The sequence below is a fragment of the Streptomyces sp. YPW6 genome (assembly GCF_018866325.1).
Classification (GTDB): domain Bacteria; phylum Actinomycetota; class Actinomycetes; order Streptomycetales; family Streptomycetaceae; genus Streptomyces.
In genome coordinates, this window is the sequence record NZ_CP076457.1 from 6242635 (window position 1) to 6268289 (window position 25655).

The 25655-nt window shown below is 71.5% G+C and carries 26 protein-coding genes; 15 read left to right on the forward strand and 11 right to left on the reverse strand.

Features of this window, described 5'->3' with window-relative positions; translation table 11 throughout:
- Positions 1 to 10 precede the first annotated feature (10 nt).
- The 5 genes from pgl to tkt are packed head-to-tail and all read right to left on the reverse strand — an operon-like array spanning position 11 to position 6632.
- Positions 11 to 793: a 6-phosphogluconolactonase gene (gene pgl / locus KME66_RS27335; protein WP_216327063.1), complete on the reverse strand. Its 783-nt coding sequence runs from the start codon at positions 791 to 793 to the stop codon at positions 11 to 13.
- Positions 790 to 1839: a glucose-6-phosphate dehydrogenase assembly protein OpcA gene (opcA, locus tag KME66_RS27340; protein ID WP_073217451.1), complete on the reverse strand. Its 1050-nt coding sequence runs from the start codon at positions 1837 to 1839 to the stop codon at positions 790 to 792. The genes pgl and opcA overlap by 4 nt, the downstream gene beginning before the upstream one ends.
- Positions 1836 to 3368 carry a glucose-6-phosphate dehydrogenase gene (gene zwf / locus KME66_RS27345; RefSeq protein ID WP_216327066.1) on the reverse strand — a complete coding sequence of 511 codons (1533 nt, stop codon included), beginning with the start codon at positions 3366 to 3368 and terminating at the stop codon, positions 1836 to 1838. Before zwf ends, opcA begins: the two co-directional genes overlap by 4 nt.
- Positions 3369 to 3373: 5 nt before the next feature.
- The gene (gene tal, locus KME66_RS27350; protein WP_073217446.1) at positions 3374 to 4492 is read right to left on the reverse strand and encodes a transaldolase; all 1119 of its coding nucleotides are present in this window, start codon (positions 4490 to 4492) and stop codon (positions 3374 to 3376) included.
- Positions 4493 to 4526: 34 nt separating this feature from the next.
- A complete protein-coding gene (tkt, locus tag KME66_RS27355) occupies positions 4527 to 6632 on the reverse strand; it encodes a transketolase (RefSeq protein WP_216327068.1) in 2106 nt (701 codons plus the stop codon).
- 285 nt (positions 6633 to 6917) lie between these two features.
- Between tkt and KME66_RS27360 the strand changes: the two genes are divergently transcribed.
- From KME66_RS27360 to KME66_RS27370, 3 genes are all read left to right on the forward strand, one after another.
- Positions 6918 to 7871 (forward strand): heme o synthase, encoded by a 954-nt coding sequence (locus tag KME66_RS27360; protein WP_073217440.1) that lies wholly within the window; start codon positions 6918 to 6920, stop codon positions 7869 to 7871.
- Positions 7872 to 7964: 93 nt separating this feature from the next.
- On the forward strand, positions 7965 to 8342 hold the full coding sequence (locus KME66_RS27365; protein ID WP_073217437.1) for a hypothetical protein: 378 nt from the start codon (positions 7965 to 7967) through the stop codon (positions 8340 to 8342).
- A 129-nt stretch (positions 8343 to 8471) separates the two neighbouring features.
- Entirely contained in the window at positions 8472 to 9599 is a 1128-nt protein-coding gene (locus tag KME66_RS27370) for an amidohydrolase family protein (protein ID WP_216327070.1), read from the forward strand.
- A gap of 66 nt (positions 9600 to 9665) precedes the next feature.
- Here KME66_RS27370 and KME66_RS27375 read toward each other — a convergent pair whose 3' ends face one another.
- The 3 genes from KME66_RS27375 to KME66_RS27385 form a co-directional block, all read right to left on the reverse strand.
- Positions 9666 to 10652 carry a heme A synthase gene (locus tag KME66_RS27375; protein ID WP_216327072.1) on the reverse strand — a complete coding sequence of 329 codons (987 nt, stop codon included), beginning with the start codon at positions 10650 to 10652 and terminating at the stop codon, positions 9666 to 9668.
- Between the two features lie 79 nt (positions 10653 to 10731).
- Positions 10732 to 11499, reverse strand: coding sequence for an ABC transporter permease (locus KME66_RS27380; protein ID WP_216327074.1), 768 nt, complete (start codon positions 11497 to 11499; stop codon positions 10732 to 10734).
- Positions 11496 to 12422, reverse strand: coding sequence for an ABC transporter ATP-binding protein (locus KME66_RS27385; protein WP_216327076.1), 927 nt, complete (start codon positions 12420 to 12422; stop codon positions 11496 to 11498). The genes KME66_RS27380 and KME66_RS27385 overlap by 4 nt, the downstream gene beginning before the upstream one ends.
- A 136-nt stretch (positions 12423 to 12558) precedes the next feature.
- Here KME66_RS27385 and KME66_RS27390 point away from each other — a divergent pair, with 136 nt between their 5' ends.
- From KME66_RS27390 to KME66_RS27425, 8 genes are all read left to right on the forward strand, one after another.
- Positions 12559 to 13302, forward strand: coding sequence for a metalloregulator ArsR/SmtB family transcription factor (locus tag KME66_RS27390; protein WP_073217425.1), 744 nt, complete (start codon positions 12559 to 12561; stop codon positions 13300 to 13302).
- Positions 13299 to 14720, forward strand: coding sequence for a Fe-S cluster assembly protein SufB (sufB, locus tag KME66_RS27395; protein ID WP_073217422.1), 1422 nt, complete (start codon positions 13299 to 13301; stop codon positions 14718 to 14720). The genes KME66_RS27390 and sufB overlap by 4 nt, the downstream gene beginning before the upstream one ends.
- A gap of 98 nt (positions 14721 to 14818) precedes the next feature.
- A complete protein-coding gene (gene sufD, locus KME66_RS27400; protein ID WP_216327089.1) occupies positions 14819 to 16000 on the forward strand; it encodes a Fe-S cluster assembly protein SufD in 1182 nt (393 codons plus the stop codon).
- On the forward strand, positions 16000 to 16317 hold the full coding sequence (locus KME66_RS27405) for a bifunctional 3-phenylpropionate/cinnamic acid dioxygenase ferredoxin subunit (protein ID WP_073217415.1): 318 nt from the start codon (positions 16000 to 16002) through the stop codon (positions 16315 to 16317). The genes sufD and KME66_RS27405 overlap by 1 nt, the downstream gene beginning before the upstream one ends.
- Before the next feature lie 7 nt (positions 16318 to 16324).
- Complete coding sequence (gene sufC / locus KME66_RS27410; RefSeq protein ID WP_073217413.1) at positions 16325 to 17089, forward strand: Fe-S cluster assembly ATPase SufC; 765 nt, start codon at positions 16325 to 16327, stop codon at positions 17087 to 17089.
- Positions 17086 to 18354, forward strand: a complete 1269-nt coding sequence (locus KME66_RS27415; RefSeq protein WP_216327092.1) for a cysteine desulfurase — start codon at positions 17086 to 17088, stop codon at positions 18352 to 18354. The genes sufC and KME66_RS27415 overlap by 4 nt, the downstream gene beginning before the upstream one ends.
- A gap of 11 nt (positions 18355 to 18365) precedes the next feature.
- The gene (gene sufU / locus KME66_RS27420; RefSeq protein WP_003969896.1) at positions 18366 to 18821 is read left to right on the forward strand and encodes a Fe-S cluster assembly sulfur transfer protein SufU; all 456 of its coding nucleotides are present in this window, start codon (positions 18366 to 18368) and stop codon (positions 18819 to 18821) included.
- Complete coding sequence (locus tag KME66_RS27425) at positions 18818 to 19156, forward strand: metal-sulfur cluster assembly factor (protein ID WP_003969897.1); 339 nt, start codon at positions 18818 to 18820, stop codon at positions 19154 to 19156. Before sufU ends, KME66_RS27425 begins: the two co-directional genes overlap by 4 nt.
- A gap of 82 nt (positions 19157 to 19238) precedes the next feature.
- Here the strand turns inward: KME66_RS27425 and KME66_RS27430 are convergent, their stop codons facing one another.
- Positions 19239 to 20228, reverse strand: a complete 990-nt coding sequence (locus KME66_RS27430) for a hypothetical protein (protein ID WP_216327096.1) — start codon at positions 20226 to 20228, stop codon at positions 19239 to 19241.
- A gap of 288 nt (positions 20229 to 20516) precedes the next feature.
- Here KME66_RS27430 and KME66_RS27435 point away from each other — a divergent pair, with 288 nt between their 5' ends.
- Positions 20517 to 20843 carry a multidrug efflux SMR transporter gene (locus KME66_RS27435; RefSeq protein WP_073217404.1) on the forward strand — a complete coding sequence of 109 codons (327 nt, stop codon included), beginning with the start codon at positions 20517 to 20519 and terminating at the stop codon, positions 20841 to 20843.
- Positions 20843 to 21415, forward strand: a complete 573-nt coding sequence (locus KME66_RS27440) for a TetR/AcrR family transcriptional regulator (protein ID WP_216327099.1) — start codon at positions 20843 to 20845, stop codon at positions 21413 to 21415. Before KME66_RS27435 ends, KME66_RS27440 begins: the two co-directional genes overlap by 1 nt.
- 45 nt (positions 21416 to 21460) lie before the next feature.
- Here KME66_RS27440 and KME66_RS27445 read toward each other — a convergent pair whose 3' ends face one another.
- Entirely contained in the window at positions 21461 to 22351 is an 891-nt protein-coding gene (locus tag KME66_RS27445; RefSeq protein ID WP_216327102.1) for a winged helix-turn-helix transcriptional regulator, read from the reverse strand.
- A 113-nt stretch (positions 22352 to 22464) separates the two neighbouring features.
- Between KME66_RS27445 and KME66_RS27450 the strand changes: the two genes are divergently transcribed.
- The gene (locus KME66_RS27450) at positions 22465 to 23739 is read left to right on the forward strand and encodes an MFS transporter (protein ID WP_216327105.1); all 1275 of its coding nucleotides are present in this window, start codon (positions 22465 to 22467) and stop codon (positions 23737 to 23739) included.
- A gap of 10 nt (positions 23740 to 23749) precedes the next feature.
- Positions 23750 to 24748: a 2,3,4,5-tetrahydropyridine-2,6-dicarboxylate N-succinyltransferase gene (gene dapD / locus KME66_RS27455; protein WP_073218726.1), complete on the forward strand. Its 999-nt coding sequence runs from the start codon at positions 23750 to 23752 to the stop codon at positions 24746 to 24748.
- Between the two features lie 17 nt (positions 24749 to 24765).
- Here dapD and dapA read toward each other — a convergent pair whose 3' ends face one another.
- Positions 24766 to 25647 (reverse strand): 4-hydroxy-tetrahydrodipicolinate synthase, encoded by an 882-nt coding sequence (dapA, locus tag KME66_RS27460; protein WP_216327107.1) that lies wholly within the window; start codon positions 25645 to 25647, stop codon positions 24766 to 24768.
- Positions 25648 to 25655 lie beyond the last annotated feature (8 nt).

Below are 25655 nucleotides of genomic sequence, written 5' to 3' on the forward strand. Positions count from 1 at the left end.
CGTCCGCGGCTCAGGCGGAAGCCGGGGGATAGAGCGCGCGCGGCAGCTGCGAGGCCGCCGCCGCGTCCAGCAGCCACAGCGTGCGGCTGCGGCCGTAGGCGCCCGCCGCCGGGGCCTGGATCTCGCCGGCCCCGGACAGCGCGATGGCCGCCGCCTCCGCCTTGTCCTCGCCCGCCGCCAGCAGCCACACCTCGCGTGCCGCGCGGATCGCCGGCAGCGTGAGCGAGACGCGGACCGGCGGCGGCTTGGGAGCCCCGCGCACCCCGACGACGGTGCGCTCGGTCTCCCGTACCGCGGGCAGCTCCGGGAAGAGCGAGGCCACGTGCGTGTCCGGGCCGACGCCCAGCATCAGCACGTCGAACGTGGGCACCGGGCCGTGGTCCTCGGGGCCCGCGGCGGCGGCCAGTTCGTCGGCGTAGCCGGCGGCCGCCGCGTCCGCGTCGTCGCCGTACGGGCCGTCGGACGCGGGCATCGCGTGCACCCGGGCCGGGTCCAGGGGCACCGCGTCGAGCAGCGCCTCGCGGGCCTGGGTGACGTTGCGCTCCGGGTCGCCCTCGGGCAGAAACCGTTCGTCGCCCCACCACAGGTCCAGGCGCGACCAGTCGACCGCGTCCCGGGCGGGCGCGGCGGCGAGGGCGGCCAGCAGGCCGTTGCCGTTGCGCCCGCCGGTCAGCACCACCGAGGCGTGGCCCCGGGAGGCCTGGGCGTCCACGATCTTCGTGATCAGCCGGGCCGCCGCGGCCTGGGCCATCAGCTCCTTGTCGCGGTGGACGACCAGTTGGGGAGGGGTCACTTGGAGGCCGCCTTCTTGGCCGGAGCCTTCTTCGCGGCGGGGGCCTTGGCCCCGGCGGACTTCTCCGCCTTCTCCGCCGTGTCCGCAGCGCCGCCGGCCGGCCCGGCCATCACCTCGCCGCCCGAGTGCAGCTTGTCGACGCCGAACTTCACCGCCGAGGCGTAGGTGTTGTCCGGGTCGAGCCGGCGCAGCTCCTCCGCCAGCAGCTCGGCGGTCTCCCGGCGCTTGAGCGCCACCGCGCGGTCGGGCTGGTTCTGCATGGAGAGCGTGGCCAGCGAACCGTCGGGCCGGTCCAGGACGATGACGCCGTTCTTCGTCTCCATCCTCACCGCGGTGAGACCGGGGCCCCGGGAGAGCGTGCGCTCCACCGGGACGCCGAGCCGGTCCGCGAGCCACATGGCCAGCAGCTCGCAGCTCGGGTTGTCGCTCTCGCCCTCGACGGTCGCGGCGATGACCTCGGCCGGCTGCTGGTCCAGCGCGGCGGCCAGCATCGAGCGCCACGGCGTGATCCGGGTCCAGGCCAGATCGGTGTCGCCGGGGCTGTACGTCGCCGCCCGCACCGCCAGCTCGTCGAGCGGCAGCTCCGCCGAGTAGGTGTCGGTGATCCGGCGCTGGGCCAGCGCCCCGAGCGGGTCGTTCGCCGGGTCGGCGGGGGCGTCCTCGGGCCACCACGCCACGACCGGGGCGTCCGGCAGCAGCAGCGGCAGGACGACCGACTGGGCGTGGTTGGCCAGTTCGCCGTGGAGGCGCAGGACGACGGTCTCGCCGGTCCCGGCGTCGGAACCGACCCGGACCTCGGCGTCGAGCCGCGCGTCCCGGCGGGCCCGCGGCGAGCGGCTGACCCGCTTGATCACCGCGATGATCCGCGAGGGGTGCTCGCGCGAGGCGTCGCCGGCCGCCTTGAGCGCGTCGTAGGCGTTCTCCTCGTCGGTGACGATGACCAGCGTGAGCACCATGCCGATGGCGGGGGTGCCGATCGCCCGGCGGGCCGAGACCAGCGCCTGGTTGATCTTGCTGGACGTGGTTTCCGTGAGATCGATCTTCATGGCCGCCTCCAGCTCCGTCCGTCACGTGCGAGCATCTCGTCGGCCTCGGCCGGACCCCAGGTGCCGGCCGCGTACTTCGCGGGCTTGCCGTGCTTGTCCCAGTACTCCTCGATCGGGTCGAGGATGGTCCAGGAGAGTTCGACCTCCTGGTGGCGGGGGAACAGGTTGGCGTCGCCGAGCAGGACGTCCAGGAGGAGCCGCTCGTACGCCTCCGGGCTGGACTCCGTGAACGACTCGCCGTACGCGAAGTCCATCGTGACGTCCCGGACCTCCATCGAGGTGCCGGGCACCTTGGAGCCGAAGCGCACGGTGACGCCCTCGTCCGGCTGGACCCGGATGACCAGGGCGTTGCCGCCCAGTTCCTCGGTCGCGCCCGACTCGAAGGGCAGGTAGGGGGCGCGCTTGAAGACGACCGCGATCTCCGTGACCCGGCGTCCGAGCCGCTTTCCGGTCCGGAGGTAGAACGGCACGCCCGCCCAGCGGCGGTTGTTGATCGTCAGCTTGATCGCCGCGTAGGTGTCGGTCGTCGACTTGGGGTCGATGCCGTCCTCCTCGCAGTAGCCGAGGACCTCCTGGCCGCCCTGCCAGGCGTGCTCGTACTGGGCGCGCACGGTGTGCAGACCGAGGTCCTCGGGCAGCTCGACGGCGGTGAGCACCTTGAGCTTCTCGGCGACCAGGGCCTTCGGGTGGAAGGAGCCGGGCTCCTCCATCGCGGTCAGCGCCAGCAGCTGGAGCAGGTGGTTCTGGATGACGTCACGGGCGGCGCCGATGCCGTCGTAGTAGCCGGCCCGGCCGCCGATGCCGATGTCCTCGGCCATCGTGATCTGCACGTGGTCGACGTAGGACCGGTTCCAGATCGGCTCCCACATCGTGTTGGCGAACCGCAGCGCCAGGATGTTCTGGACCGTCTCCTTCCCCAGGTAGTGGTCGATCCGGAAGACCTCGTTGGGCGGGAAGACGTCGTGCACGAGCTGGTTGAGCTCCTGCGCGCTGGCCAGGTCGTGACCGAACGGCTTCTCGATGACGGCACGCCGCCAGGAGCCCTCCTTCTGGTCGGCCAGGCCGTGCTTCTTCAGCTGCTGGACGACCTTGGGGAAGAACTTCGGGGGCACGGAGAGGTAGAAGGCGAAGTTGCCGCCCGTCCCCTGCGCCTTGTCGAGCTCCTCGATGGTCGCCTTCAGCGTCTCGAACGCCTCGTCGTCGTCGAAGTTGCCCTGGACGAAGCGCATCCCCTGGATGAGCTGCTGCCAGACCTCCTCGCGGAACGGCGTACGGGCGTGCTCCTTGACGGCGTCGTGGACGACCTGCGCGAAGTCCTCGTTCTCCCAGTCGCGGCGCGCGAAGCCGATGAGCGAGAAGCCCGGTGGCAGCAGGCCGCGATTGGCCAGGTCGTAGACGGCAGGCATCAGCTTTTTACGGGACAAATCGCCCGTGACGCCAAAGATGACCAGGCCCGACGGCCCCGCGATACGCGGGAGCCGTCGGTCCTGTGCGTCACGGAGCGGGTTGGCTCCGGGAACAGCAGACAAAGTGGTCAGCCCTCCGAGGGGGCGAGGCGCGAAAGCTCCGCCTCGGTCGACTTGAGCAGGTCGTTCCAGGACGCCTCGAACTTCTCGACGCCCTCGTCCTCCAGCACCTGTACGACGTCGTCGTAGGAGATGCCGAGCTTCTTGACGGCGTCGAGGTCGGCGCGCGCCCGGTCGTAGCCGCCGGTGACGGTGTCGCCGGTGATCTCACCGTGGTCGGCCACGGCCTCCAGCGTCGCCTCCGGCATGGTGTTCACCGTGTTCGGCGCCACCAGTTCGTCGACGTACAGCGTGTCCTTCAGCGACGGGTCCTTGACACCGGTCGAGGCCCACAGCGGACGCTGCTTGTTGGCCTGCGCCTTGTCCAGGGCCGCCCAGCGGTCGGAGGAGAAGACCTCCTCGTACGCCTCGTAGGCCAGGCGCGCGTTGGCCAGGGCGGACTTGCCCTTGGCGGCCTTCGCCTCGTCGGAGCCGATCGCGTCCAGCCGCTTGTCGATCTCGGTGTCCACGCGGGACACGAAGAACGACGCCACCGAATGGATCTTGGAGAGGTCCAGGCCCGCGGCCTTCGCCTTCTCCAGGCCCGCCAGGTAGGCGTCCATGACCGCGCGGTAGCGCTCCAGCGAGAAGATCAGCGTCACGTTGACGCTGATGCCCCGGCCGATCGTCTCGGTGATCGCCGGGAGGCCCGCCTTGGTGGCCGGGATCTTGATGAGCGTGTTCGGCCGGTCGACCAGCCAGGCCAGCTGCTTGGCCTCGGCGACGGTGGCCGCGGTGTTGTGGGCCAGGCGCGGGTCCACCTCGATGGAGACCCGGCCGTCCTGGCCGCCGGTGGCGTCGAAGACCGGGCGCAGGATGTCGGCGGCGTCGCGGACGTCCGCCGTCGTGATCATGCGCAGGGCTTCCTCGACGGTGACCCTGCGGGCGGCGAGGTCGGCGAGCTGCTGCTCGTAACCGTCGCCCGAGGAGATCGCCTTCTGGAAGATCGACGGGTTGGTGGTGACGCCGACGACATGGCTCTGGTCGATCAGCTCGGCCAGGTTGCCGGACGTGATCCGCTTGCGCGACAGGTCGTCGAGCCAGATCGCCACGCCCTCGTCGGAGAGGCGCTTGAGTGCGTCTGTCATGAGTTGCATCTCCTACTAGTCGTATCTACCGGCGTCAGCGTGCTGCGGCTTCGAGCTCAGCCGCACGTTCGAGGGAGTCCCGCGCGGCGGCGGCCACGTGCTCCGGCGTGAAGCCGAACTCACGGAACAGCACCTTCGCGTCGGCGGAGGCCCCGAAGTGCTCCAGCGAGACGATCCGGCCGGCGTCGCCCACGTACCGGTGCCAGGTCAGGCCGATGCCCGCCTCCACGGCGACGCGCGCCTTCACCGACGGCGGGAGCACGCTGTCCTGGTAACCCTGATCCTGCTCCTCGAACCACTCGACCGACGGCATCGAGACCACCCGGGTCGGCACCCCGGCCGCCTGGAGCTGCTCGCGCGCCTCGACGGCGACGTGGACCTCGGAACCGGTCGCGATGAGCAGCACCTGCGGCCGGCCGCCCTCGGCCTCGAACAGGACGTAACCGCCCTTGGCCGCGTCCTCGTTCGCCTCGTACGTCGGCACACCCTGGCGGGTCAGCGCCAGACCGTGCGGGGTGCCCTTGCCGAACACCTTGGTGTAGCGGCGCAGGATCTCGCGCCAGGCGATGGCGGTCTCGTTGGCGTCCGCCGGGCGCACGATGTTCAGGCCCGGGATGGCGCGCAGCGAGGCCAGGTGCTCGACCGGCTGGTGGGTCGGGCCGTCCTCGCCGAGGCCGATCGAGTCGTGCGTCCACACGTACGTCACCGGCAGGTGCATCAGCGCGGAGAGCCGCACCGCGTTGCGCATGTAGTCGGAGAACACCAGGAAGGTGCCGCCGTAGACGCGGGTGTTGCCGTGCAGCGCGATGCCGTTCATCGCGGCGGCCATCGCGTGCTCGCGGATGCCGAAGTGGATCGTGCGGCCGTACGGGTCGGCCTCCGGCAGCGGGTTGCCCGCCGGGAGGAACGACGACGTCTTGTCGATCGTCGTGTTGTTCGAGCCCGCGAGGTCGGCGGAGCCGCCCCACAGCTCGGGCACGATCTCGCCGAGCGCCTGGAGCACCTTGCCGGAGGCGGCACGGGTGGCCAGCCCCTTGCCGGGTTCGAAGACGGGGAGCTTCTCCTCCCAGCCCTCGGGCAGCTCGCCGGCGGCGATCCGGTCGAAGGAGGCGGCGCGCTCCGGGTTGGCCGTACGCCACGCGGCGAACGACTTGTCCCACTCGGCGCGGGCCTCACGGCCGCGGTCCAGGGCCTGACGGGTGTGGCCGATGACCTCGTCGGAGACCTCGAAGGTCTGCTCCGGGTCGAAGCCGAGGACCCGCTTGGTCGCCGCGACCTCGTCGTCACCGAGCGCCGAGCCGTGCGCGGCCTCGGTGTTCTGCGCGTTCGGGGCGGGCCAGGCGATGATCGAGCGGGCCGCGATGAACGAGGGGCGCTCGGTCTCGGCCTTGGCCGCCTGCAGTGCCGCGTACAGACCCGCCGGGTCCAGGTCGCCGCTCGGCAGCTGGTCGACACGCTGGACGTGCCAGCCGTACGCCTCGTACCGCTTGATGGTGTCCTCGGAGACCGCGGTCTCCGTGTCGCCCTCGATGGAGATGTGGTTGTCGTCCCAGAGCAGGACCAGGTTGCCCAGCTTCTGGTGCCCGGCCAGCGAGGACGCCTCGGCCGAGATGCCCTCCTGGAGGCAGCCGTCACCGGCGACGACCCACACCATGTGGTCGAACGGGGAGGCGCCGGGGGCCGCCTCGGGGTCGAAGAGGCCGCGCTCGTAGCGGGCGGCCATCGCCATGCCCACCGCGTTGGCGACACCCTGGCCCAGCGGCCCGGTCGTCGTCTCGACCCCGGTGGTGTGGCCGTACTCCGGGTGGCCCGGCGTCTTGGAGCCCCAGGTGCGGAAAGCCTTCAGGTCGTCGAGCTCCAGCCCGTAGCCGGCCAGGTAGAGCTGGATGTAGAGCGTCAGGCTGGAGTGGCCGGCGGAGAGGACGAACCGGTCGCGACCGGTCCACTCGGCGTCCGCGGGGTCGTGCCGCATCACCTTCTGGAACAGGGTGTACGCGGCAGGAGCCAGGCTCATCGCCGTGCCCGGGTGGCCGTTCCCGACTTTCTGTACGGCGTCCGCAGCGAGGACGCGGGCGGTGTCCACGGCCCGCTGGTCCACATCGGTCCACTGGAGGTCTGTGGTGGTCGGCTTGATGCTCACCCTGAGTCAGGGCTCCTCTCCACTGTTGTAAACCGGTGACTGTTACCGCACCGGGCGCTGTCGAGCCTACCCCCGTTGCCGGACGCACTTTCCGTGCACTTTCCAGGGTGTGGGCGACCCGTGGAGTTCGCCTCCCGACGGAATGAGCATCCGGCGAACAGTCACCCCCAACACGACCCCACCCCCGCGAAGGGCGGTGTATCCCCAACGTCTAGAGTGGTCGAGTTCGCGCAAGTCTTCACAAGGGCCTCAAGCCCGGAGCTTGCTGGGATTTCTCTGTCAGGGGTGTGCGTGACGGCCGTCGAGTCCCGACCCGCAGGGGTCGCCTTGACTCCCAGCCCAGGGGGCCATCGCCCGTTCGGGGCCCGCGTCAAGGCATTCGTGGCGCTTACCAAGCCACGGATCATCGAGCTGCTGCTCATCACCACCGTTCCGGTGATGTTCCTGGCTGCCCAGGGCGTACCCGACCTGTGGCTCGTTCTCACGACCACCATCGGGGGATACCTCTCCGCGGGTGGCGCCAACGCGCTCAACATGTACATCGACCGGGACATCGACGCGCTGATGGACCGGACGTCGCAGCGCCCGCTGGTCACGGGCATGGTCACCCCGCGTGAATGCCTGGCCTTCGGCATCGGCCTCGCGGTGTTCTCCACGCTCTGGTTCGGGCTGCTGGTCAACTGGCTCTCGGCCGCCCTCGCGCTCGGTGCGCTGCTCTTCTACGTCGTCGTCTACACGATGCTGCTGAAGCGCCGCACCTCCCAGAACATCGTCTGGGGCGGTATCGCGGGCTGCATGCCGGTCCTCATCGGCTGGTCGGCCGTGACGAACACGGTCTCCTGGGCCGCCGTCATCCTCTTCGCCGTCATCTTCTTCTGGACGCCGCCGCACTACTGGCCGCTCTCGATGAAGGTCAAGGACGACTACGCCCGGGTCGGCGTCCCGATGCTCCCCGTCGTCGCCACCAACCGCGTCGTCGCCAAGCAGATCGTCCTCTACAGCTGGGTGATGGTCGCGGTCTCGCTGCTGCTCACCCCGCTGGGCTACACCGGCTGGTTCTACACCGCGGTGGCGCTGCTCTCCGGCGGCGCCTGGCTGTGGGAGGCGCACAGCCTGCAGAACCGCGCCAAGGCCGGGGTGACCGGGGCCAAGCTCAAGGAGATGCGGCTCTTCCACTGGTCCATCACCTACGTCTCGCTCCTCTTCCTCGCCGTCGCGGTGGACCCCTTCCTCCGCTGACAGGCCCCGCTTCCGGCAGACGGGCGGGTCGCGTGGCACAAGCCACGCGACCCGCCGTCGCCAGTTCATCTACCCGTCGGTAGCATCCTGTTCATGGCAGAGACGGCAGCAGACGCAGCGGACACCGAGCAGACCTCACGGACGGACGCCAGGAAGGCGGCGCGCGACGGGCGCAGGGCGACGAAGCTCGCCCGCGAGATCGGCGCCTTCGCCAAGCAGCACGGCGGCGCGGAGGGACAGCTCGCCTACATCGGCCAGGCGGGCGCCCGCATCGTCCTGGTCGGCCAGGACGGCGCCTGGGGCGACCTCGTGGCCCCGACCTACGCGGTGGCCGAGAGCGCGGCCGCGAAGTCCGGCATCACGATGCACGACGCGTTCGACGGCGAGTTCGCGCTCAAGGTGCGCACCGGCCCCTACGAGTGGTCCCGGATGGCGGGAATCCAGGTCGGCGGCCCGTCCAACGACCGCTGACGCGGTCCTCCCCGGCCCGAGGGGCGCCCGGACATCCTCTCGGGCCCCTCGTGCGACCCCCGGAGCAACACCTCACCCGGGGCTCACCCGTTAGGCCGTGCGTACCCACGCCGTCCCAGGGAGCCCCGGATGACCGACACCGTGCCCGTGGCCGATCTGGTCGACCAGAACTGCCACGGAGTGCTCCGCGCCGAGCTGGGCCTCGGAACCTTCGAGGCCCGGCTCGGCGCCGCGCGCGCCCCGGCCGCCCCCGGCACCACCTTCTTCGACACCCAGACCGGCTTCGCCGTACGCCGGTGGTGCCCGCCTCTGCTCGGCCTCGAAGCGCACTGCCCGCCCGCCCGCTATCTGGCCAGGCGGCGCGAACTGGGCGTCGCCGAGACCTCCCGCCGCCTGCTGCGCGCCGCCGGGGTCTCCGCCCACCTCGTCGACACGGGCCTGCCCGGCGACCTCACGGGACCGGCCGAGATGGCCACGGCTGCCGGCTCCGAGGCCCGGGAGATCGTCCGGCTGGAGGTCCTCGCCGAGCACGTCGCCGACACGTCGGGCACCGTCGAGGCCTTCCTGGTCAACCTCGGCGAGGCCGTGCACACCGCCGCCTCCTCGGCCGTCGCCTTCACCTCCGTCGGCGCCGCCGCGTACGCCGCCCCCGAGCCGCCGGAGCCGTTCCGGTTGCGGGCGGCGGCCGGGCGCTGGCTGGCCCGGCGGGAGACGGAGCGCCGGGCCGCCCGCCGGGGCATGGCGGGCCGGGAGGGCGGCGGTGCTCCCGTCGAGCCGGAGCTGCTGGACCATCTGCGCTGGTCCGCGGTGGCCTGCGGGCTGCCGCTCCAGTTGCGCCTGGGCACGGCGGACCCGGCCTGCCTCGCGGACTTCGCCGCCGCCACCGAGGGGTACGGCTGCGATCTCGTTCTCCTGTACGGCTACCCGTACCACCGGCAGACCGCCGCCCTGGCCGGGCGGCATCCGCACGTCTACGCCGACCTCGGGGCCGTACCGGCGCGGACGGGGGCGCGGGCGGCGGCCGTGCTCGCGGAGGTCATGGAGCTGGCGCCGTTCGGCAAGCTGCTGTTCTCCAGCGGGGCACAGGCCCTGCCGGAACTGCACCTGGTGGCCGCGCGGCAGTTCCGCGAGGCGCTGGGGCGGGTGCTGGGCGCCTGGGTCGACGACGGCGCGTGGACCCGGCAGGACGCGGCCCGGGTCGCCACGATGATCGGGTCGGGCAACGCGCGCCGGGTGTACGGGCTGTGCGAACGGTGAGGGGGCGGAGGCACGGCTGAGGGGCGGCAGGCCCCCGCCGCCCCTCAGGCGTCGTACAGGTGTCCGTCAGACGGCCGTCGCCGGTGCCGTCTCCGGGCGCTCGGCGGACGGGCCGGGCAGTGGAGCGGGCGTGTCGTCGCCGCGCTCACGCATGCTCAGGACCAGGCGGACCACGGCGATCCACATGATGGCCGAGCCGAACATGTGGACGCCGACCAGGATCTCGGGCACATCGCTGAAGTACTGCACGTACCCGATCGCGCCCTGGGCGAGCAGGACGAGCAGCAGGTCACGGGCGCGGGCCCGGGTGTCGGCGGGCGCGTCGACCACCCGAAGGGCCAGCCACATCGCGATGGCCAGGGCGCAGACCACCCAGGCGGCGACGGCGTGGACATGGGCGGCGGCGGACCAGTCCCACGGCATGCGCGGTACGTCGCTGCTGTCGCCGGCGTGCTTGCCGGAACCGGTCACCGAGGTCCCCAGCACGATCAGGACGACCGTGGTCGCCAGGATCGCCCAGGACAGGCGGCGCACCGGCAGCGGGGCCCGGGGGCGCGGCGGGCCGTCGCCCTCGCCGACCCGCACCCAGGTGATCACGGCGATCGCCAGGAGTGCGTTGGCCAGCAGGAAATGCCCGGCGACCGTCCACGGGTTGAGCCCCGCCCAGACCGTGATCCCGCCGAGGACGGCGTTGCCCAGCACGATCCAGAACTGCGACCAGGCCAGCCGGGTGACCTTGCGGCGGCGCGGCTTCACCGCACTGACGGCGATGATCGTCCAGCCGACGGCGGCCGACAGCACGTAGGTCAGCATCCGGTTGCCGAACTCGATCGCACCGTGCAGCCCCTGCTCGGGCGTCGCGAACAGGCTGTCGTCGGTGCACTTGGGCCAGGTGTCGCAGCCGAGCCCCGAACCGGTGAGCCGGACGGCCCCGCCGGTGACGATGATGAGGACGCTCATCACGACGGCGGAGAGCGCGGCGCGCTTCACCACCCGGGTGGACGGCGTCCAGCGCTTGGCGATCAGGGAGATGGGGGTTTCCACGCGGACCATCGTAGGACGGGGCTTGTGCGCGTTTTCACGAGGGGGTGTTTCGTGGCGGCTTGCCCGTGAAGATCCCTGCCGTCGCGCGCTACTCCCAGCGGAAGAACTTCGCCGCCGCGCCGAGTCCCAGCGCCGCCCACACCGCGAGGATCCCGGCCTGGGCCCACGGCATCGGCGCCCCGTGCTGGAGGACGTCCCGCAGCCCCTCCGAGAGCGCCGACACGGGCAGCAGGCCCAGCACCGACTGCACCGCGCCCGGGAACCTGTCCAGCGGCACGATCACCCCGCCGCCGACCAGCAGCAGCAGGAAGACCAGATTGGCGGCGGCGAGCGTCGCCTCCGCCTTCAGCGTCCCCGCCATCAGCAGCCCGAGCCCGGAGAACGCGGCGGTCCCGAGGACGAGGAGCAGCAGCACCGAGAGCGGACTGCCCTCGGGCGACCAGCCGAGCGCGAAGGCGATCGCCGTCAGCAGCACGATCTGGAGCACCTCGGTGACCAGCACCGACAGCGTCTTCGCGGTCATCAGCGCCCAGCGGGGCAGTGGGGAGGCTCCCAGCCGCTTGAGGACCCCGTAACGGCGTTCGAAGCCGGTGGCGATGGCCTGGCCGGTGAAGGCGGTGGACATCACGGCGAGCGCCAGGATGCCCGGGGCGAGGAAGTCGACCGACTCGCCCGCGCCGGTGTCCACGATGTCGACCGCGCTGAACAGCACCAGCAGCAGCGTCGGGATGATCACCGTCAGCAGCAGTTGCTCGCCGTTGCGCAGCAGCATCCGGGTCTCCAGCGCGGTCTGCGCGGCGATCATCCGGGGGAGCGGGGCGGCGCCGGGGCGCGGGGTGTACGTACCGGCGCTCATGCGCGCAGCTCCTTGCCGGTCAGTTCGAGGAAGACGTCCTCCAGGGTGTGCTGCTCGACCGCGATGCCCTCGGGCATCACGCCGTGCTGGGCGCACCAGGAGGTCACGGTGGCCAGCAGCTGCGGGCCGACGTTCCCGGTGATCCGGTACGTCCCCGGCAGCGGCTCGGCCGCCCCGCACCCGTCGGGCAGCGCCTTGAGGAGGGAGCCGAGGTCGAGCCCCGGGCGGCCGGTGAAGCGCAGGGTGTTCTCCGCGCCGCCCCGGCAGAGCTCCTCGGTGCTGCCCCGCGCGATGACCCGGCCCGCGTCGATGATCGCGACGTCGTCGGCGAGCGCTTCGGCCTCGTCCATGAAGTGGGTGGTCAGCACCACGGACACGCCGTCGGCGCGCAGCTCGCGGACCAGGTCCCAGGTGGCGCGGCGGGCCTGCGGGTCGAGCCCGGCGGTCGGCTCGTCCAGGAAGACCAGCTCGGGCCGGCCGACGACCGCCAGGGCCAGGGAGAGCCGCTGCTGCTGGCCGCCGGAGAGCCGCCGGTAGGCGGTGCGGCCGCAGTCGCCGAGGCCGAGGCGCTCGATCAGGGCGTCCACGTCGAGGGGGTGGGCGTGCAGCCTGGCCATGTGGCGGAGCATCTCGTCGGCGCGGGCGCCGGAGTACACGCCGCCGGACTGGAGCATCACCCCGACCCGCGGACGCAGCCGCTCCGCGTCGGCGACCGGGTCGAGCCCGAGGACCCGTACGGTGCCCGCGTCGGGGCGGCGGTAGCCCTCGCAGGTCTCGATGGTGGTGGTCTTCCCGGCGCCGTTCGGGCCGAGGACGGCGGTCACCGCGCCGGCCGCGACGGCCAGGTCGAGGCCGTTCACCGCGGTCTTCGCGCCGTACCGCTTCACCAGGCCGGTGACCTGTACGACGGGCTCGTTCTCCATGGCAGGGAAGTCTAGGCAGGGTCCCGGGGGAGCCCGCCCCCGGGGCCAGATTAGGTAACCCTAAGTGACGAACCACACCGTAGATCGTTTCGGACCGTGGTTGTCAGGGTCGAACGAATTACGCAACAATGGTGTTGTGAAATACGACGGACGGGCTCCTCAGGAGGAACTCGCGACCGGTGAGCGTTCGACGCGCAACCGGGTCGCGCGCTCCATCCTGGACCACGGCCCCTCCACCGTCGCGGACCTTGCCGGGCGCCTCGGCCTCACCCAGGCCGCCGTCCGCCGCCACCTGGACGCCCTCGTCTCCGACGATGTCGTCGAAGCCCGTGAACAGCGGGTGTACGGGGCGCGGACCCGCGGCAGGCCCGCCAAGGTGTTCGCCCTGACCGACTGCGGCCGGGACGCCTTCGACCAGTCCTACGACAAGCTGGCCGCCGACGCCCTGCGCTTCATCGCCGCATCCGGCGGGGACGAGGCGGTCGCCGCCTTCGCCCGCGCCCGGATGGCCGCGACGGGCGAGGCCTACCGCGCGGCGGTCGAGGCAGCGGAGCCCGAAGGGCGCACCGACGCCCTGGCCAAGGCCCTGTCCGCCGACGGGTACGCTGCTACGGCGCGAAGCGCGCCGGGCCCGCAGCAGGGCGAACAGCTGTGTCAGCACCACTGCCCGGTGGCGCATGTCGCCGAGCAGTTCCCACAGCTGTGCGAGGCGGAGACGGAATTCTTCTCCAGCCTCCTCGGGACCCACGTGCAGCGGCTGGCCACCCTCGCCCACGGCGACGGCGTGTGCACGACCTACGTGCCGCGAAGCGGCCACGCAGCACCCCCACAGACCACCCATTCAGCATCTGCAAGCACGGCCGGGAGGAACCCCGCATGACGCTCCCCACGGAGACTGCCCACCCTGAGCTCGAGGGTCTGGGTACGTACGAATTCGGCTGGGCCGACTCCGACGCGGCAGGCGCGGCGGCCAAGCGCGGCCTCTCCGAGGCGGTCGTCCGCGACATCTCGGAGAAGAAGAACGAGCCCGAGTGGATGCTGAAGCTGCGGCTCAAGGGCCTCAAGCTCTTCGACAAGAAGCCCATGCCCAGCTGGGGCTCGGACCTGTCGGGCATCGACTTCGACAACATCAAGTACTTCGTGCGCTCCACGGAGAAGCAGGCCGCCTCCTGGGAGGACCTGCCCGAGGACATCAAGAACACGTACGACAAGCTGGGCATCCCCGAGGCGGAGAAGCAGCGCCTCGTCGCCGGTGTCGCCGCGCAGTACGAGTCCGAGGTCGTCTACCACCAGATCCGCGAGGACCTGGAGGAGCAGGGCGTCATCTTCCTGGACACCGACACGGCGCTGAAGGAGCACCCGGAGCTCTTCAAGGAGTACTTCGGCACGGTCATCCCGGTCGGCGACAACAAGTTCGCCTCGCTGAACTCGGCGGTGTGGTCCGGCGGCTCGTTCATCTACGTGCCCAAGGGCGTCCACGTGGACATCCCGCTCCAGGCCTACTTCCGTATCAACACGGAGAACATGGGTCAGTTCGAGCGGACGCTGATCATCGTCGACGAGGACGCCTACGTCCACTACGTCGAGGGCTGCACCGCCCCGATCTACTCCTCGGACTCGCTGCACAGCGCCGTGGTCGAGATCATCGTGAAGAAGGGCGGCCGCTGCCGCTACACGACCATCCAGAACTGGTCGAACAACGTCTACAACCTGGTCACCAAGCGGGCCGTGGCCTACGAGGGCGCGACCATGGAGTGGGTCGACGGCAACATCGGCTCCAAGGTCACCATGAAGTACCCGGCCGTCTACCTGATGGGCGAGCACGCCAAGGGCGAGACCCTCTCCATCGCCTTCGCGGGCGAGGGCCAGCACCAGGACGCCGGCGCCAAGATGGTCCACATGGCCCCGAACACCTCCTCGAACATCGTCTCCAAGTCGGTGGCGCGAGCCGGCGGCCGCACGTCCTACCGCGGACTCATCGAGATCGGCGAGGGCGCGCCGGGCGCCAAGTCCAACGTCCTCTGCGACGCTCTGCTCGTCGACACGATCTCCCGCTCGGACACCTACCCCTACGTCGACGTCCGCGAGGACGACGTGTCGATGGGCCACGAGGCGACCGTCTCCAAGGTCTCCGAGGACCAGCTCTTCTACCTCATGAGCCGCGGGCTGACCGAGTTCGAGGCCATGGCGATGATCGTGCGCGGCTTCGTCGAGCCGATCGCCAAGGAGCTGCCCATGGAGTACGCCCTGGAGCTCAACCGGCTGATCGAGCTGCAGATGGAGGGTTCGGTCGGCTAGGGCCTCGCCCGAGGACCACCGGGACGGCCGTCCGCGGCCGTCCCCGCCCCACCGAACCACCCCCCTTCTTGACTGAGAAAGCGAGCACTACGACAGCCATGGCTGAGGCTCAGAACACTCCGGTGGGCTCCACCACCGCCGGCTCCATCGCGGTCGCCGCGGAGTCGACCGTCGCCACGCGCATGAGCGCTCCCCCCTCCTTCGACGTCGCGGACTTCCCCGTCCCGCACGGCCGCGAGGAGGAGTGGCGCTTCACGCCGCTGGAGCGCCTGCGCGGGCTGCACGACGGCACCGCCGTCGCCACCGGCAGCGGCGTCAAGGTCGCCATCGAGGCCCCCGAGGGTGTCACCGTCGAGACCGTCGGCCGGGACGACTCCCGGCTCGGCAAGGCCGGCACCCCGGTGGACCGGGTCGCCGCCCAGGCGTACAGCGCCTTCGAGCAGGCCTCGGTCGTCACGGTCGCCAAGGAAGCCGTGCTCACCGAGCCGATCCGGATCGCCGTGCACGGCGAGGGCGGCACCGCCTTCGGCCACCAGCTCATCGAGCTGGGCGCCTTCGCCGAGGCCGTCGTCGTCATCGACCACACCGGTGACGCGGTGCTCGCCGCCAACGTCGACTACGTCCTGGGCGACGGCGCCAAGCTGACCGTCGTCTCCGTCCAGGACTGGGACGACACGGCCGTCCACGTCGGCCAGCACAACGCGCTGGTCGGCCGGGACGCCTCGTTCAAGTCGATCGTCGTCACCTTCGGCGGCGACGTCGTGCGCCTGCACCCCCGGGTCGCCTACGCGGCCACCGGCGGCGAGGCGGAGCTCTTCGGCCTGTACTTCACCGACAAGGGCCAGCACCAGGAGCACCGCCTCCTGGTCGACCACAACACCCCGCACTGCAAGTCGAACGCGGTGTACAAGGGCGCCCTCCAGGGCGACGGCGCGCACGCCGTCTGGATCGGCGACGTCCTCATCCAGGCCGCCGCCGAGGGCACCGACACCTACGAGATGAACCGGAACCTCGTCCTCACCGACGGCGCCCGGGTCGACTCCGTGCCCAACCTGGAGATCGAGACCGGCGAGATCGTCGGCGCCGGCCACGCCTCGGCGACCGGCCGCTTCGACGACGAGCAGCTCTTCTACCTCCAGTCCCGCGGTATCCCGGCCGAGGAGGCCCGCCGCCTCGTCGTGCGCGGCTTCTTCGCCGAGCTGGTCCAGCAGATCGGTCTGCCGGACGTCGAGGAGCGGCTCATCGAGAAGATCGAGGCCGAGCTGAAGGCGTCCGTCTGATGTCCTTCGTCAAGGTCTGTGCGCTGAGTGAGCTGGAGGACGACACCCCCAAGCGGGTGGAGCTCGACGGCACACCCGTCTCCGTCGTCCGCACCGGGGGCGAGGTGTTCGCGATCAACGACATCTGCTCGCACGCGAACGTCTCCCTCTCCGAGGGCGAGGTGGAGGACTGCGCGATCGAGTGCTGGCTGCACGGATCGTCGTTCGACCTCCGCACCGGCAAGCCGTCCGGCCTTCCCGCGACGCGCCCCGTCCCCGTATACCCCGTAAAGATCGAAGGGGACGATGTGCTCGTCTCCGTCACCCAGGAGTCCTGAGTCACCCATGGCAACGCTTGAAATCCGCGACCTGCACGTCACCGTCGAGGCCGACAACGCCACGAAGGAGATCCTCAAGGGCGTCGACCTGACCGTGAAGCAGGGCGAGACCCACGCCATCATGGGCCCCAACGGGTCCGGCAAGTCCACCCTCGCGTACTCGCTCGCGGGTCACCCCAAGTACACGATCACCGGCGGTTCGGTCACCCTGGACGGCGAGGACGTCCTGGAGATGTCCGTCGACGAGCGGGCCCGCGCCGGCCTGTTCCTCGCCATGCAGTACCCGGTCGAGATCCCCGGTGTCTCGGTCTCCAACTTCCTGCGCACCTCCGCGACCGCCGTCCGCGGCGAGGCCCCCAAGCTGCGGACGTGGGTCAAGGAGGTCAAGGAGACGATGGCCGAGCTCCAGATGGACCCGGCCTTCGCCGAGCGCAACGTCAACGAGGGCTTCTCCGGTGGTGAGAAGAAGCGCCACGAGATCCTCCAGCTGGAGCTCCTCAAGCCGAAGATCGCCGTCCTGGACGAGACCGACTCCGGCCTGGACGTCGACGCGCTCAAGACCGTCTCCGAGGGCGTCAACCGGGTCCGCTCGTCCGGCGAGGTCGGCACCCTGCTGATCACCCACTACACCCGCATCCTCAAGTACATCCAGCCCGACTACGTCCACGTCTTCGCGGGCGGCCGGATCGCGGCCTCCGGCGGGGCCGAGCTGGCCGACCAGCTGGAGAACGAGGGCTACGAGGCCTACACGAAGGGTGGCGCTTCCGCGTGACTGACGCCCGACAGGGGCTCTCCGGCCTCCTCGACACCGAGGCGATCCGCAAGGACTTCCCGCTCCTGGACCGCACGGTCCACGACGGCAAGAAGGTCGTGTACCTGGACTCCGCGGCGACCTCGCAGAAGCCGCGCCAGGTCCTCGACGCGCTCAACACGTACTACGAGCGCCACAACGCGAACGTGCACCGCGGCGTCTACACGATCGCCGAGGAGGCCACCGCGCTGTACGAGGGCGCCCGCGACAAGGTCGCCGCCTTCATCAACGCACCCAGCCGTGACGAGGTGATCTTCACGAAGAACGCCTCGGAGTCGCTGAACCTCGTGGCGAACATGCTCGGCTGGGCGGACGAGCCCTATCGGGTGGACCGTGACACCGAGATCGTCACCACGGAGATGGAGCACCACTCCAACATCGTCCCGTGGCAGCTGCTCGCGCAGCGCACCGGCGCGAAGCTGAAGTGGTTCGGCATCACCGACGACGGCCGCCTCGACCTGTCGAACATCGACGAGATCATCACCGAGAAGACGAAGATCGTCTCCTTCACGCTGGTCTCCAACATCCTCGGCACGGTCAACCCGGTCGAGACGATCATCCGCCGCGCCCAGCAGGTCGGTGCGCTGGTCTGCATCGACGCCTCGCAGGCGGCCCCGCACATGGTGCTCGACGTGCAGGCGCTCCAGGCGGACTTCGTGGCCTTCACCGGCCACAAGATGGTCGGCCCGACGGGCATCGGCGTGCTGTGGGGACGGCAGGAGCTCCTGGAGGACCTTCCTCCGTTCCTCGGCGGCGGCGAGATGATCGAGACCGTGTCGATGCACTCGTCGACGTACGCCCCCGCTCCGCACAAGTTCGAGGCCGGTACGCCCCCGATCGCCCAGGCCGTCGGCCTCGGCGCGGCCGTGGACTACCTCACCTCGATCGGCATGGAGCGGATCCACAGCCACGAGAAGGCCATCACCGAGTACGCGGTGAAGCGCCTCCTGGAGGTCCCCGACCTGCGGATCATCGGTCCGGCGACGGCCGAGGACCGCGGCGCGGCGATCTCCTTCACGCTCGGCGACATCCACCCGCACGACGTGGGCCAGGTCCTCGACGAGCAGGGCGTCGCCGTCCGGGTCGGCCACCACTGCGCGCGCCCGGTCTGCCTGCGGTTCGGAATTCCCGCGACGACGCGAGCGTCGTTCTATCTGTACTCCACGCCCGCCGAGGTCGACGCCCTGGTGGACGGCCTGGAGCACGTACGGAACTTCTTCGGCTGAGGGCGTAAACGGTGAAGCTTGATTCCATGTACCAGGAAGTGATCCTGGACCACTACAAGCACCCCCACGGGCGTGGCCTGCGGGACGGCGACGCCGAGGTGCACCACGTCAACCCGACGTGCGGCGACGAGATCACGCTCCGCGTGAAGTACGACGGCGAGACCATCGCCGATGTGAGCTACGAGGGCCAGGGCTGCTCCATCAGCCAGGCCTCCGCCTCCGTGCTGAACGAGCTGCTCGTCGGCAAGGAGCTGTCCCAGGCGCAGCGGATCCAGGACGCCTTCCTGGAGCTGATGCAGTCCAAGGGCCAGCTGGAGCCGGACGACGCGATGGAGGAGGTGCTGGAGGACGCCGTCGCGTTCGCCGGTGTCTCCAAGTACCCCGCCCGGGTCAAGTGCGCGCTGCTGAGCTGGATGGCGTGGAAGGACGCGACGGCCAAGGCGCTGTCCGAAGGGAAGACCGCATGAGCGACAACGAGACCGCGACCATGAAGCCGGCCTCCGAGGAGGAGGTCCGCGAGGCGCTGTACGACGTCGTCGACCCCGAGCTGGGCATCGACGTCGTCAACCTCGGCCTGATCTACGGCATCCACGTCGACGACGCCAACATCGCCACCCTCGACATGACCCTGACGTCCGCGGCCTGCCCGCTGACCGACGTCATCGAGGACCAGGCGAAGTCCGCCACGGACGGCATCGTCAACGAGCTCCGGATCAACTGGGTCTGGATGCCGCCGTGGGGCCCGGACAAGATCACCGACGACGGACGCGAGCAGCTCCGCGCGCTGGGGTTCAACGTCTGATCCCGTGCTCCGAGCACCGTGCGAACGGCCGTGCCCGCCAGGAATCCCTGGCGGGCACGGCCGTTTCCCGTACGGCAGCGGGTCAGACGTGGGCGGGCGGCGGCGGGCCGTACTGTTCGGGCAGCGTCGATCCGGCCGCCTCGGCCAGGACCGGACCCAGGTTCTCCGTCCGCATGCGGAGGTCGACGTAGAGCAGGCCGGTCACCAGCGGCGGGAAGACCGCCGTGAACAGCTGGGCGATCAGCTGGCTGACGAACGACAGCACTATCAGGCCGCCGAACAGGGCGATGAGCTCCCCGCCGCTCGGGTCGGCGCCCACCTCGTCGGGTTGGAACATGCCCGGGAGCAGGCCGATCATCTGGAACGGCATCTGGACCATGTAGCCGATCATGGACGCGAGCGCGTAGGCCAGCAGCGCGACGCCGAAGACGCGCCACCAGGTGCCGCGCACCAGCTGGGCCGAGCGGCGCAGGGCCGCGACCGGGCGCTGGTGCTCGAAGACCACCACCGTCGGCGCCAGGGAGAACCGCACCCAGAGCCAGACCGCGAACGGGCCGATGAGCAGCGCGCCGATGAGTCCGACGACGATCAGCGGGACGACACCGTCCTCGTCGCCCAGTGAGATCGTGTAGACCATCAGCCCGGCGAAGCCGGCCAGGAAGAGCGCCATCGGGACGAGCAGGATCAGCCCGGTCAGGAACACCGTGCCGATGATCGACCAGACCCGCGCCCACGCCCGCTTCCAGACCTCCCCGAAGCGGACCGGCCGGCCGAGGACGGCCTCCTGGAGGACGACGGGCACCGCCGCCTGCACCACGGCCGACGCCAGCAGATAGGCGATCATGCCGAGGATCATCAGCACACCGAACGCGATGCCCAGCGGGACCACGTGGGCCGCGTCCGGGGACCCCGGGGAACGGGACGTCAGCTCGTCCCACTGGCTCGCGACGGCGGAGCCGGCCACCACCAGCGCGACGATCATCACGAGCGTCGCCCCGCCGAACAACGTCAGCGCCATACCGATCAGCGGCTTCCAGTACCGCCCGATCGTCGTGAAGGCGCCGCTGAGCATGTCCGAGATCCTCAGCGGCGCCAGGGGTATCACCCCCGGCTTGGGCGGTGCGGCCCACCCGCCGTGCCAGCCGCCGCCCGGTCCCTGCGCGCCTCCGTGGAAGGGCCCCCCACCGTGAGGTGCGCCCCCGTACGGGCCGCCGCCCCACCCTGCATCCTGCGCCACTGCTTCTCCGTCGTGTCGTCGGCCCGCTGTACCGGGCCGTTCGGTCGGTCGGGACACCGTAACGTCCCCGACCCGCTCCGATGATATGTACGGCCGTACGCAACGTTGGGTACAGTCGTACACATGGGATACGCATACGGACTGCTCGCCGGCGCCATCGCGGCGGAGGTGGCCGGGACGACGGCCATGAAGTACAGCGAGGGCTTCACCCGGCTCTGGCCCTCGCTCGGCACCGTGGCGGGCTACCTCATCGCCTTCACCCTGCTCGCCCAGACCCTCAAGACCCTCTCCGTGGGCACCGCGTACGCCATCTGGGCCGGCGTCGGCACCGCGGCGGTCGCCCTCATCGGGATCCTGTTCCTCGGCGAGTCCAGCAGCCTGGTCAAGATCGCGGGCATCGCCCTGATCGTCGCCGGTGTCGTCGTCCTGAATCTGGGAGGGGCGCACTGATGGCCCGCCGGTACGACCCGGGGCGGCGGACGCGGATCATCGACGCGGCGCTGACCGTGATCGCGGCCGACGGCATAGCCGGGCTCAGCCATCGCACCGTGGCCGCCGAGGCCGACGTGCCGCTCGGCTCGACCACGTACCACTTCGGCTCGCTCGACGAACTCCTCGTCGCCGCCCTGCGTCGCTGCAACGAGAACTTCGTCCAGGCGCTGCGCTCCAGCGGCCTCTTCGCCGCGGACGGGGGCGCGGGGCGGGGCGCGGAGGGCGCCGGTCTCGCGGCGGAGCTGACCCGGCTGCTCGACCGGTGGTTCGCGGGCGAACGCGGAGCGATCGAGCTGGAGTACGAGCTCTACCTCGCCGCCCTGCGCCGCCCCGCACTGCGTCCCGTCGCCGCCGAGTGGACCGAGGAGGCGGTCGCGCTGCTGTCCCGGCGCACCGACCCGCGGACCGCGCGGGCCCTCGTCGCCCTCATGGACGGCGTCTGCCTCCAGGTGCTGCTGACCGGGGGCACGTTCGACGCGCCGTACACCCGCGTGATGCTGGAGCGGATCGTCGCGGGCGGCGAGGCCTGACCGCCGTCCGGGCCCGGCCGGACGGGGCGGCGGCGCCCGGTCCCGTCACGATCCCGCCCGGTCCGCCCCGCGGCGCACCGCTTCCAGTGCCTCCCGCACGCTCGCCCCGATGTCCGTGATCGGGTACAGCACCTCGCGGACCGTCCGCTCCCGGTCCACCACCAGCGTCAGCCGCTTGAGCCTGCTCACGCCCGCCGCCCGGAACGTCGGCAGCCGCAGCGCCGCCGTCAGGGCCAGGTCGGCGTCCGACAGCAGCGGGAAGCGCAGCCCCTCCTTCTCCGCGAACGCGCGCTGCTCGTCCGGGCGCTGCGCCGACACCCCGTGCACCGTCGCGCCCGCCGCGGTGAACTCGGCCAGCTGGTCGCGGTACGTGCACGATTCGAGGGTGCAGCCGCTCGCCCCCGGAATCCCCGCCCAGCCCGGCGGATAGGCGTCGCGGGCGGCGTAGGCGCTGGGAAAGCAGTACAGGACGGTGTACGGGGTACCGGCGACCGGGTCGTGGAGCCGGCCGTCGTTCCCCGGGAGCAGCAGCTCCGGCAGCCGCGTCCCCTTCAGCGCCCGTACCCGGGCGGCCTCCTGCGAGGCCTCGGTCGTCGTCGCCATCGTCTCCCCTTCTCCCAGGACCCAGGTGTCGCCCCAGTCCTGGAGCGCGATCAGCACGGGCAGCAGGGCCCGGCCGCGCGGGGTGAGCCGGTACTCGTAGCGGACCGGGCGGTCCTGGTACGGCTCCCGTGTCAGCACGCCGGCGTCGGCCAGCAGGCGCAGCCGTTCGGTCAGCACCTTGCGCGAGACGCCCAGCTCCCGCTGGAGCGCGTCGAACCGGTGCACTCCGCGCGCGGTGTCCCGCACGATCAGCAGCGTCCACCAGTCGCCCACGACGTCGAGCGCCTGGGCGATCGAGCAGTCGGCGTCGGCCAGGCGGGTGCGCTGGGGCATGGTCGTCCTCCGGTTGTGGCCGCTGTCCGCCCCGCCCACCCTGCCGGGGCCCTTCGGTTGACCCCGATGGAATCATGCTGCCATAGTCCGTTCCCATAAGGAACTCACTGCGGATGCGCGGGAGTCGTACCGAGGGGCGGGGGACGGGCATGGTGCGCGGAGTGCCGAGGACGGTACGGCTGCTGGCCCTCGGGGCGTTCCTCAACGCCGTCGTCAGCTTCACCTTCGTCTATCTCTTCGTGTACCTCGTCGGGCCGCGCGGCCTGAGCGTCACCCAGGCCGGAGTCATCAGCGGCGTCGGCGGCATCGGCCTGGTCGCGGGGAACTTCACCGGCGGCTGGTTCGGCGACCGGTTCGGCCACCGCCGCGCCCTGCTGACCGGCGCCTGCGTCAGCGGCACGGCGCTCGTCGTCCTGCCCCTCCTGCCGGTCGCCGCCCTGTACGGGGTGCTCCCGGTGGCCCAGTACGCGGCGGGCGTCGTCCGGGCCGCCAACGCCGCCCTCGTCGCGGTCTCCGTACCCGAGGGCGGAAGCCGCCGCCAGAGCTTCGCCCTCTTCCGGTTCGCCTCCAACGGCGGCTTCGCCATCGGCCCGCCACTCGGCGCGCTGGTCGCCACCCGCCTCTCGTACGACTGGCTCTTCGTCGCCGACGGCCTCGGCACCCTGCTCTTCGCGCTCTACGCCGCCCGGATCCTGCCCGCCCGCGGCAGCGCCCACGCGGTGCGCTCCCACGACCCGGACGCCCCGGGCCTCTGGCGCGAACTGCAGGCCAGGCCCGCCGTCCTCGTGCTGCTCACCGCGATCGTGGTCGTCGACACCGTCTACCGGCAGCAGTACTCGACCCTGCCGGTCTTCCTCGCCGGCCACGGGCACACCACCCAGCTCTACGGCTGGCTGCTCGCCCTCAACGGCGGCGTCATCCTCTGCCTCGAACTGCCCGCCGCCCACGCCCTGCGCCGCCGCGCCCCGCTCGGCCTCGTGGGCACCGGACTCCTGCTCGTCGGGCTCGGCTACGCCGTCCTCATCCCGGGCGCGGGCGTGCTCCTCGCCGTCACCATGATGCTCTCGGTCACCCTCGGCGAGATCCTCTACAAGACCCCCGCCACCGCCTATGTCGCCGACCAGGCGCCCGGCCACGCCCAGGGCCGCTTCCAGAGCCTGTACGCCGGTGCGTCGATCAGCGGGCAGGTGCTCGCCCCGCCGCTCGGGGGTGCCCTGTACGCGGCGGCCCCCGCGCTGCTGTGGCCGGTGTGCGCCCTGCTCGCGGCGGCCGCCGGGGGAGCGGTGCTGGCGTCGCGGCGGCTGCCCGGACCCGGGGAGCGGGCGGAGGCGGCGGGAAGGGGGCCGCACGCTGAGACCGGTTCGCCCGAGCGGGCCCCGGCCGGTTAGGTTGCTGTTCATGACCGACACGACTTCCCAGGGTTCTGCCCGTACCACCGGCGCCGTCGCCGCCGGCCTCGCCACCGTCGCCGGTGACGGCACCGTTCTCGACACCTGGTTCCCCGCCCCCGAGCTGACCTCCGACCCCGGCCCGGCCGGTACGACGCGGCTCACCCCGGACGAGGCCGTGAACCGGCTCGGTGAGGGCGCCGCCAAGGCGATCGGCGTGGACGCCCGGCGCGGCGTCGAGATCGTCGCCGTGTCCACGGTCATCTCCTCGCTCGACGACAAGCCGCTCGACGCGCACGACGCCTACCTGCGCCTGCACCTGCTCTCGCACCGGCTCGTCCAGCCGCACGGCCAGAACCTCGACGGCCTCTTCGGGCTGCTCGCCAACGTCGCCTGGACCTCGCTCGGCCCGGTCGCCGTCGACGACCTGGAGCGCGTGCGCCTCAACGCCCGCGCGGAGGGCCTGCACCTCCAGGTCACCTCGGTCGACAAGTTCCCGCGCATGACGGACTACGTCGCCCCCCAGGGCGTGCGCATCGCCGACGCCGACCGCGTCCGGCTCGGCGCGCACCTCGCCGCCGGCACCACCGTCATGCACGAGGGCTTCGTCAACTTCAACGCGGGCACCCTCGGCACCTCCATGGTCGAGGGCCGGATCTCCGCGGGCGTCGTCATCGGCGACGGCTCCGACATCGGCGGCGGCGCCTCCACGATGGGCACCCTCTCCGGCGGCGGCAAGGAGCGCATCATCATCGGTGAGCGCTGCCTGGTCGGCGCCGAGGCGGGCGTCGGCATCGCGCTCGGCGACGAGTGCGTCGTCGAGGCCGGCCTCTACGTCACCGCCGGTACCCGCGTCACGCTGCCGGACGGCCAGGTCGTCAAGGCCCGCGAGCTGTCCGGCGCCTCGAACATCCTCTTCCGCCGCAACTCGGTCACCGGCACCGTCGAGGCCCGCCCGAACAACGCGGTCTGGGGCGGTCTGAACGAGGTCCTGCACGCCCACAACTGACCCGTTCGCCCGTTCGCTCAGGCGGCGAGGACCTCCTCGTACGCCTTCCGCAGCCCGTCGGCCGCCTCGCGCCCGGCGGGCTGCAGCGGTTCCCGGACCGGCCCGGCGTCCAGCAGCGCCTTCGCGGTGACCGTCCCGGGCAGCCCGCTCGCCATCATCAGCGCGACGAGCCCCGCCGTGAGCCCGTTGAGCCGGGCCGCCTCGTCGGTGCGGCCCGCGTCGAACGCGTCCAGGGGCGCCCGCATCTGACGCGGGGCCACGTTCGCGACCGTACTGACGTAGCCCGCGCCGCCCACCGCGTACAGCGGCAGATTCAGCTCCTCGGAGCCCGAGTAGTACGCCAGCGACGTGCGGGCCAGCACCCTCGTCGCGCCGAGCAGGTCGTAGGAGCAGTCCTTCACCGCCACCACCCTCGGGTGGTCCGCCAGCCGCAGCAAGGTCTCCGGCTCGATCCGGACACCGGTGCGGCCGGGGATGTCGTACAGCATCAGCGGCAGACCGGTGGACTCGGCCACCCGCAGGAAGTACGCCTCGACGGCGGCCTGCGGCGGGCGGCTGTAGTACGGGCTCACCACCAGCAGCCCGTCCGCGCCCGCCTCCTCGGCCTGCCGGGCCAGGCGCAGGGCGGCCGCGGTGTCGGGGCCCCCGACACCGGAGAGCAGCGGCACGCCGTCACCGACCTCCGCCCGGACGGCCCGCAGCAGGGCCGACTTCTCGGCGTCCGTCGTGGTGGGGGACTCGCCCGTGGTCCCGCTGAGGACGATGCCGTCGCAGCCCCCGGCCACCAGGCGCGCGGCGTGCGCGCGGGCGGCGTCCGGGTCCAGGGCCCCGGCGGCGGTGAAGGGCGTGATCATGGCGCAGAGGGTCCGGCCGAAGGGGCGCGGTGCGGTGGCGGTCATGGGGGAAG